General features: G+C 70.7%; 6 protein-coding genes, 1 tRNA gene and 1 pseudogene. 5 read left to right on the top strand and 3 right to left on the bottom strand.

The features are described 5' to 3' along the window. Positions 1–50 precede the first annotated feature (50 nt). The 5 genes and pseudogenes from E1287_RS41300 to E1287_RS41285 all read left to right on the top strand — a co-directional run bounded on the left by E1287_RS41300 (position 51) and on the right by E1287_RS41285 (position 2,936). A tRNA-Glu gene (locus E1287_RS41300) sits at positions 51–126 on the top strand. 563 nt (positions 127–689) lie between these two features. Continuing rightward, positions 690–821: a hypothetical protein gene (locus tag E1287_RS46530; protein ID WP_279508666.1), complete on the top strand. Its 132-nt coding sequence runs from the start codon at positions 690–692 to the stop codon at positions 819–821. Beyond that, positions 773–1,120: a hemerythrin domain-containing protein gene (locus E1287_RS41295; protein ID WP_207934779.1), complete on the top strand. Its 348-nt coding sequence runs from the start codon at positions 773–775 to the stop codon at positions 1,118–1,120. Before E1287_RS46530 ends, E1287_RS41295 begins: the two co-directional genes overlap by 49 nt. After that, positions 1,117–2,187: a SigB/SigF/SigG family RNA polymerase sigma factor gene (locus E1287_RS41290; RefSeq protein WP_131971261.1), complete on the top strand. Its 1,071-nt coding sequence runs from the start codon at positions 1,117–1,119 to the stop codon at positions 2,185–2,187. The genes E1287_RS41295 and E1287_RS41290 overlap by 4 nt, the downstream gene beginning before the upstream one ends. Before the next feature lie 479 nt (positions 2,188–2,666). Continuing rightward, positions 2,667–2,936: pseudogene (locus tag E1287_RS41285) on the top strand (MerR family DNA-binding transcriptional regulator). Positions 2,937–3,156: 220 nt separating this feature from the next. On the opposite strand, the gene E1287_RS41280 reads toward E1287_RS41285, so the two are convergent. From E1287_RS41280 to E1287_RS41270, 3 genes are all read right to left on the bottom strand, one after another. Beyond that, entirely contained in the window at positions 3,157–4,293 is a 1,137-nt protein-coding gene (locus E1287_RS41280) for a glutamate--cysteine ligase (RefSeq protein ID WP_131971259.1), read from the bottom strand. A gap of 80 nt (positions 4,294–4,373) precedes the next feature. After that, entirely contained in the window at positions 4,374–5,576 is a 1,203-nt protein-coding gene (locus E1287_RS41275; protein ID WP_165969446.1) for an aromatic acid exporter family protein, read from the bottom strand. A gap of 461 nt (positions 5,577–6,037) precedes the next feature. Beyond that, the gene (locus tag E1287_RS41270; RefSeq protein WP_165969445.1) at positions 6,038–6,238 is read right to left on the bottom strand and encodes a hypothetical protein; all 201 of its coding nucleotides are present in this window, start codon (positions 6,236–6,238) and stop codon (positions 6,038–6,040) included. Positions 6,239–6,586: the final 348 nt, after the last annotated feature.

Below are 6,586 nucleotides of genomic sequence, written 5' to 3'. Positions count from 1 at the left end.
GTCCTCTACACTTGACCAGGTCTAGTGGCGACCATCTCCGCCACACCCGGGCCCCCTTCGTCTAGCGGCCTAGGACGCCGCCCTTTCAAGGCGGTAGCGCCGGTTCGAATCCGGTAGGGGGTACCACGCAGACCGGCGCGCGATTCTGTTCCATCACCACCGATCGCCGCAGCCGCCGCGTCCTGCTGGGTTCCCACGATCTCGGACGCCAGTAGCCGCGGAGCCCTTCGAAGACGTTGATGCCGCAGAGGGCGTCCGTCCAGACGTGGATCCGGGCGTCCTCCCACCGCACCACCGCTCCGTCGGACCAGATGTACTCCGGGGTGATCGCCTTGTTCGACATGCCGCTTGTGCCGGGAGCCTGGGGCATTGGACCCCGGCCCGGTTTCATGCTCCAACAGCTGATCTCACCGGAGGTCCCCGCCGAGCGTTGGGCTGGAGTTGTCGCGGAGTTGCTGCCGTCGCCGCCGCAGCAGCGGCCAGCCGCCTCATTGACACAGATTGCGATAGAGCGCCACATCCGGGTCCGCGAAAGCGCTCCGACCTGGCGCCGAACGTAGGCGCCAGCGACGGTTCCGGCGGTCATGCTGTGTGATCTTGCCGAGCAGGGCTAGGCCGCCGGGCGTGTCTTCGGGGCTGAGCACCCCGCACAGCGCATCCGCGGCTGACGCGCGAAGAGAGGGATGATCATGGCGGAAGACGGACGCGACGTGATCAAGGTCCTCACCCACGACCCCCGTGAGGTCGAGGAGATGTTCGACGAGTTGACGAGCTGGCCGACAAGGAGATCGCCGAGCACGCCGAGGTCGAGCGGGTCCTGAAGGAACTGGAGCAGACCGACACCGAGGACCAGAGATTCACCACGCTGGTGCGGCGGCTCATCGACGACGTGTCCGCGCACGTCCAGGAGGAAGAAGGCACCCTGTTCCCCGGGCTGGCCGGCAACACCGGCCCCGATGAGCCGCGGACGCTCGGCGACAAGGTCCAATCCGCCAAGCGCACCGCGCCGACCCGGCCGCACCCGTCCGCACCGGACACCCCGCCGTTGAACAAGCTGACCGGCGCCGGGCGCCGGCCTGGTGGATCGTGCCCGCGACCACCTGCCCGGACGCGGACGTGACTGACGCACCCCTCCGCGGCACGGCCTTCCCGAACCCCGCCCGCTGCGACACCGGCCGCCACGACACCCGCCACGACCCTGCCGCAAGCAGCGCCACCGCCAGCGTCACCGGGACGGTCACGCCCACCGGCACGGCAGGCGTCGCGGGCACGGAACGGGCCTCCGTCCGGTTCGCCGACGCGGATCGACGCACTGCTGCCCTACTGGCCGACCTGCACCGGCTAGGCCCCGGCGATCCTGGCCGGGAGCGGCTGCGCGCCGAGATCACCGCACTCAACACCACCTTCGTGCGGAGCATCGCGCGCCGCTACGCCGGCTGCGGCGAACCGATCGAAGATCTAGAGCATGTCGCGTTCATGGGGCTGGTCATGGCCATCAACCGGTTCGACCCCACACGGGGAATCCGGTTCTGGGTCTACGCCTACCCGGTCGTGGTCGGTGAGGTCCGCCGGCACTTCCGGGATAAGACCTGGGTGCTGCGGGTCTCGCGCCGTATCCAGAAACCTTGGCCGCTGCTGCAGCGGGCCACCGCCGCCTTCACCGCCGAGCATGGCCGCTCGCCCACCACCGCCGAACTCGCCGGCCGGGTCGGCATCGGTGAGGAGGAGGCCGTGGAGGTGCTGCTGGCCTGCGAGGCCTACCGGCCGCAGTCGCTGGACGCCCCGGCCGGCGGGCCCGCCGACGCCGACTCAGGCACGATCGGTGAGCACCTGGGCGCCGACGATTCCGCTCTGGACCACGTCGTTGATGGTCAGGCGCTGCGCTCTTTGCTGGCGCAGCTACCCGAACGCGAACGCACCATCGTGCTGCTGCGGTTCTTCGGCAACCACACCCAATCGCAGATCGCCGCGCAGCTCGGCGTGTCCCAGATCCACGTCTCCCGGCTGCTGACCCAAACCCTGCAACGGCTCCGCCGCAGCCTGCTGACCGGGACCGAGCCACCAGTAGCCGCCAGGCCGCCGACCCAGAAGCGGGACACAAGACCGCACCAGCGGCCGCGGCAGCGGCACGAGAAACCAGCAGCGCGACCCCGGCCGCGCCCGCGACACCCCAGAACCAACCTGTGAACTCCCTGAGAGAGGCAGGTGCGACCCACCTCGACCAGGGAGATCAGGTCTACGGTGCAGGGATGGGTGATCTTCCGATTCCGTCGCCGGAGATGGTGCACGCCGCGCGTGCTCATCTGACCCGCCGTTTCGGGAAGGGAGTCGATGCCCTGTTGTGGCAGGAACACAATCGCCCGCTCCCGGACGTGGAGCCCTCGGCAAGGTGATCACCGCCATCCGCGCTGCGCACGCCGAGGGGCAGGAACCGCCGACCCCTACCGACCTGGGCGCGGCACTACAGGCCCCCACTCCGACGACGGTACGGAAGGTTTTGTGAGAGCACCCCAGCCGGCTCAACCCGGACCCACTCAGCACACCGCTACCCGCGACCCGCTGCCGAGCCCGGCGCGGTGCAGGACGACCCCGGCATCGGGCCCGGCCCCGATGCCGTCAGCGGGCTGGACGACGAACTCGACGACGAGGACTACCCCGCCTACAGCATGGGCCGGGCCGCCGAGATCCTCGGCGTCACCCCGGGATTCCTGCGCAGCCTAGACGCCGTCCCGCAACGCTCGGCCGGTGGCCACCGCCGCTAGTCCCGCTACAAGCTGCGCCTGGCCCAACGCGCCCGCGACCTGATCGACCAGGGCACCGCACTCGACGCGGCCTGCCGCATCATCATCCTGAAAGACCAACTCACCGAAGCACAACGCATCAACACCCAACTCCAGCAACGCATCAACACCGGCGCCCGCACCGAACGGGACTGACCCGCCCCGCCCCACGTCAAGGGCCCTGCGGACAGGCTGCTGCTTGGGCGCCGAGACGGTCCGCGGTCTCACCCGGCGATCGTTCGCACAACGAACGGATGCGCGAGACCGGCGAACCTGCGGCGGACGGACGCGTCGCCCAGGTCGCCGTTCGCGAAAGTCGTCGCAGAACCTGCTGGTCGCGCGAGGCGTTCTGCGAGACGGCCCAGGCTCGCCCGGCTCAGCCCGTCAAGCCGCCGGACTCGGTCTGCTCGGCGAGCATGTGCACCGCCGCGCGTGCACCGCCCCGCTCCGCGGCGCGCCGCTGCCGGTCCGCGCCCGTCCCCGCCCGGCGCACGCCGTCCACCAGGGCGATCACCGTGTCGAAATCGCCGAGATCTGACAGCGCCGGGCGGACGCGGGCGAGCAGAGCATCCAGCAGCCGCCACGCCGAGACGGACCGCCGCGTCAACGGGTCCAGGCCGGGACCGCCCATCCCGTGCCGCGCAGCGCTCCACAATGCCGCCGCGCAGATCTGGTCGTCCACATCCGGGGCTTCGCGCCCGTCCGCCAAGTCGTACAGCGCCGCGCGGACCAGACCCCGCACCAGCGCGGCGTGCAGCAGCGCCTCGTCGGCGGTCGCCGCCGCGTCCGCCGTCCGTATCTCCACCGTCGGGAACCGCGGTGACGGCCGGGCCAGCCAGAACGTCATCGCGTCGTCCACCAGCACGCCCGCCTCCACCAGCGCCGCGACCCGCGCGTCGTACTCGGACGCGGACGCGGCGAACGGCGGGACGCCCGCGCCCGGAAAGCGGATGATCTCCACCATCCGGCGGTCGGCGTAACCGGTGAGGCGGCCGTGGTCGAACGGCGAGTTCGCCGACAGCGCCAGCAGGACCGCCAGCCAGGGCCGCAGGTGGTTCACCACCGCCACCGCGGTCTCCCGGTCCGGGACGCCGACATGGACGTGGCAGCCGCTCGCCTGATAGTCCTCGATCAGGTCCCCGTACGCCGCCGCAATCGCGGCGAACCGTTCGCCCCGCGCGATCGGCGGTGGACGGCCGTCCAGCACCGGCGTACCTGCCGCCACCAGCCGCGCCCCGTACGCCCGCGCCGCGCCCGCCAGCCGGTGCCGCCCGTGCCGCAACTGCTCCCGCAGTTCCGGGAGCTTCGTGCACACGCCGGTCGCCGCCTCCACCTGCGAGGTCGGCAACTCGACGTGGAATCCGCCGCCCGACTCGTGCCATCCGTGCCGCCCGGCTTCCGCCAGGACATGTTCCGCGCGCGGCACGCATCTTCCCGACACCTCGTCGACCAGGAGGAATTCCTCCTCCACCCCGAGGCTCCCGCCCGTTTCCCCGACGACCGTCGCCACCATCCCGACCCTCCGTCACGCAGATCCCGTCCCGGACGGATGCCCACAAAGGGCGACAGATCCCACGTTTTACCAAATCCTTCTCAATGGCGAGCGTTGCGGACGGAGCGGTGCGATGACCACCGGCTTAATCCAGAAGCGCGCTTTCCCCCGGCGCCGGCGTCGGGCGCGGCGGGCTCCTGGAGGTAGTGGGCCAGGTGGTCGAGGAGGCGGTCGACTTCGATGAGCAGCGGGCCGTGGATCATCCACGCGTCGGGCGGCGGTGCCTGCCGGCGCAGAAGGTCGTGGAGTTCCCGGTTGCGGCGCCGCGCCGCCTCCAGTACCTGCGGCGGTTCAGGCGGGGCCAGTCCGAAGTGGCGGCCGCGGTAGGCGTTGACGACGGCGGCGGCATGGTCGAGGACGTCGGCGTAGAGGGCCAGGAACGGCGGGTCGGCGCTGGGCATGCCGTCGGTGGACGCGTCCGCCACGGTGCGGCAGATGCCCTCGGTCTGTTTGGCGACCACCTCCAGCGGCAGCAGGACGGGCGACAGGTCGGCCTCACGGTGCGGGCGCCGCAATGGGTTGAGGTGGACGCTCTCCTGCCCGCGCCCGATCGCCGACCACGCGTCCTGGATGCGGTAGTGGAGGCCGCCGGCGCGGCGCAGCCAGTGCCGCGCGTCGTCCGCGCTCCACTTCTCGCGCAGCCCGGCGGCGACCTCCTTCAGAAGCGCGTCGATCTCGTCGGCGACGCCTGCCGTGGCGTCCCTGGCACTGCGCAGATGGACCGGCGGGAACACCACCGCGTTGAGAACGATCCCCACCGCCGCGCCCAGGGCGGTCTCCCCCAGCCGGGTGACGATCTCCTCGACGCCCGGGTGCCCGCTGGTCAGCACCAGCAGCGCCGACACCGCCGAGTTGACGCCCTGGTCGCCGAACTTCCGCCAGTTCGCCAGCGGCATCACCAGGATCAGCACGAGGAGCAGCGCGACCGTCCAGTCATCGGTGAGGGTGTAGGCGCCGGTTGCGGCTAGGAGCCCCACCACGACGGCCAGCAACTGCTGGACGCCCTTGACCACCGAGCGGTACACGGTCGCGTCCACCATCAGCAGCGCCACCCAGGGCGCGATGAACGGCAGCGGCGCCTCCAGCCACTGCCTGGCGATCACCCAGGCCAGCACGGCCGCCACCGCGGCCTTGGCCGACTGGACGGCCAGATCGCGTTCCCGTCCCGGCCGGCGCACCACCTCGACCACGACCTGGCGACCGTTGTCCCAATGCCGACGCAACCGGCGGCCGGTCAACGCCATCGCGCGACTAATCGAGAGCATCGAGCCTGCCGGTGCACGACATGGCGTCCACCTATCCGCACCCGAGCGGCGAAAACCCTCTCCGCTGAGAGCTATGCCACCGGCGAGCCGAGTGATAGGGCAGTCACGGTGACACCGATACTGGCGTACTACCCGTTTCGGCGTCGGCCGCGCCGTCGGAATGATTTACGCGCGCGAAGGCGGCGACGTCACGATCGTCTATCGGCCGTCCACACCGCCAGGCTCTTGTAACGGCGGGCGGGCAATTCGAGCGACTTCAGGATCGACAACAGGGCTCCCCGGTCGGCGGCGATGTCGTCGGCGAGCCGTTTGAGCTGCTCCGCGTTCTCCGAGTCGCGATGGCCTTGCGCGAGCCTGCGGGCACGTCCAGTTCCGCGATCAGGCCGGGTTCTTGCTCGGCCAGCTCGGAGAGGACTGCCCGCGCCCGAAGTCGTGCCTCGTCAGGTGGTCGATGCGCCAGCAGCGAGACGGCGCGGACGAAATCCGCCCTCGTCGTCATTGCGCACGTGCTTCTCGTCTGGAAGACGACCCTTGAGTTGACCTGGCATACGGTCCTTGAGCCGACCTGGCATCGCGTCCAGGAACCGGTCCCGATCACGTTCGTCGAGCGTGCGGGCCAGCACGGTCCCGGTCGCCTCCACCGCCGCCGCTCGCGCAACCTCTGAGTCCAGCCCGGTCTCTGCGAGGCGACTCCAGCAGGCCCTGGTACCCGCCACCCTGCTCTCTCGCCCCATCTCCACCCGGCGGCTTCGAGCTGAGAGCGATTGGCAGACTTACGCCTGGACCTCCAGGCACCAGGCATGTGCGGTAAGGGCCAGGGAAGCCGCACCTCCGACGGAGGGGACGGTCGGTTCCGCGTCAGGGGTCTGCACGAACCTGAAGCTTTGGCGGGGTCAGTCGCTGCCACGGCCGCTCACGCGGTCGCGGACCCGGTCGACGAGTCCGGCACCGGGAGCCAGCAACTTGTTCAGCGGCGGGGTGTCGGGGGC

The organism is Actinomadura sp. KC06 (assembly GCF_004348735.1).
Classification (GTDB): Bacteria; Actinomycetota; Actinomycetes; order Streptosporangiales; family Streptosporangiaceae; genus Spirillospora.
This window is presented reverse-complemented; position numbering and strand designations above follow the sequence as displayed.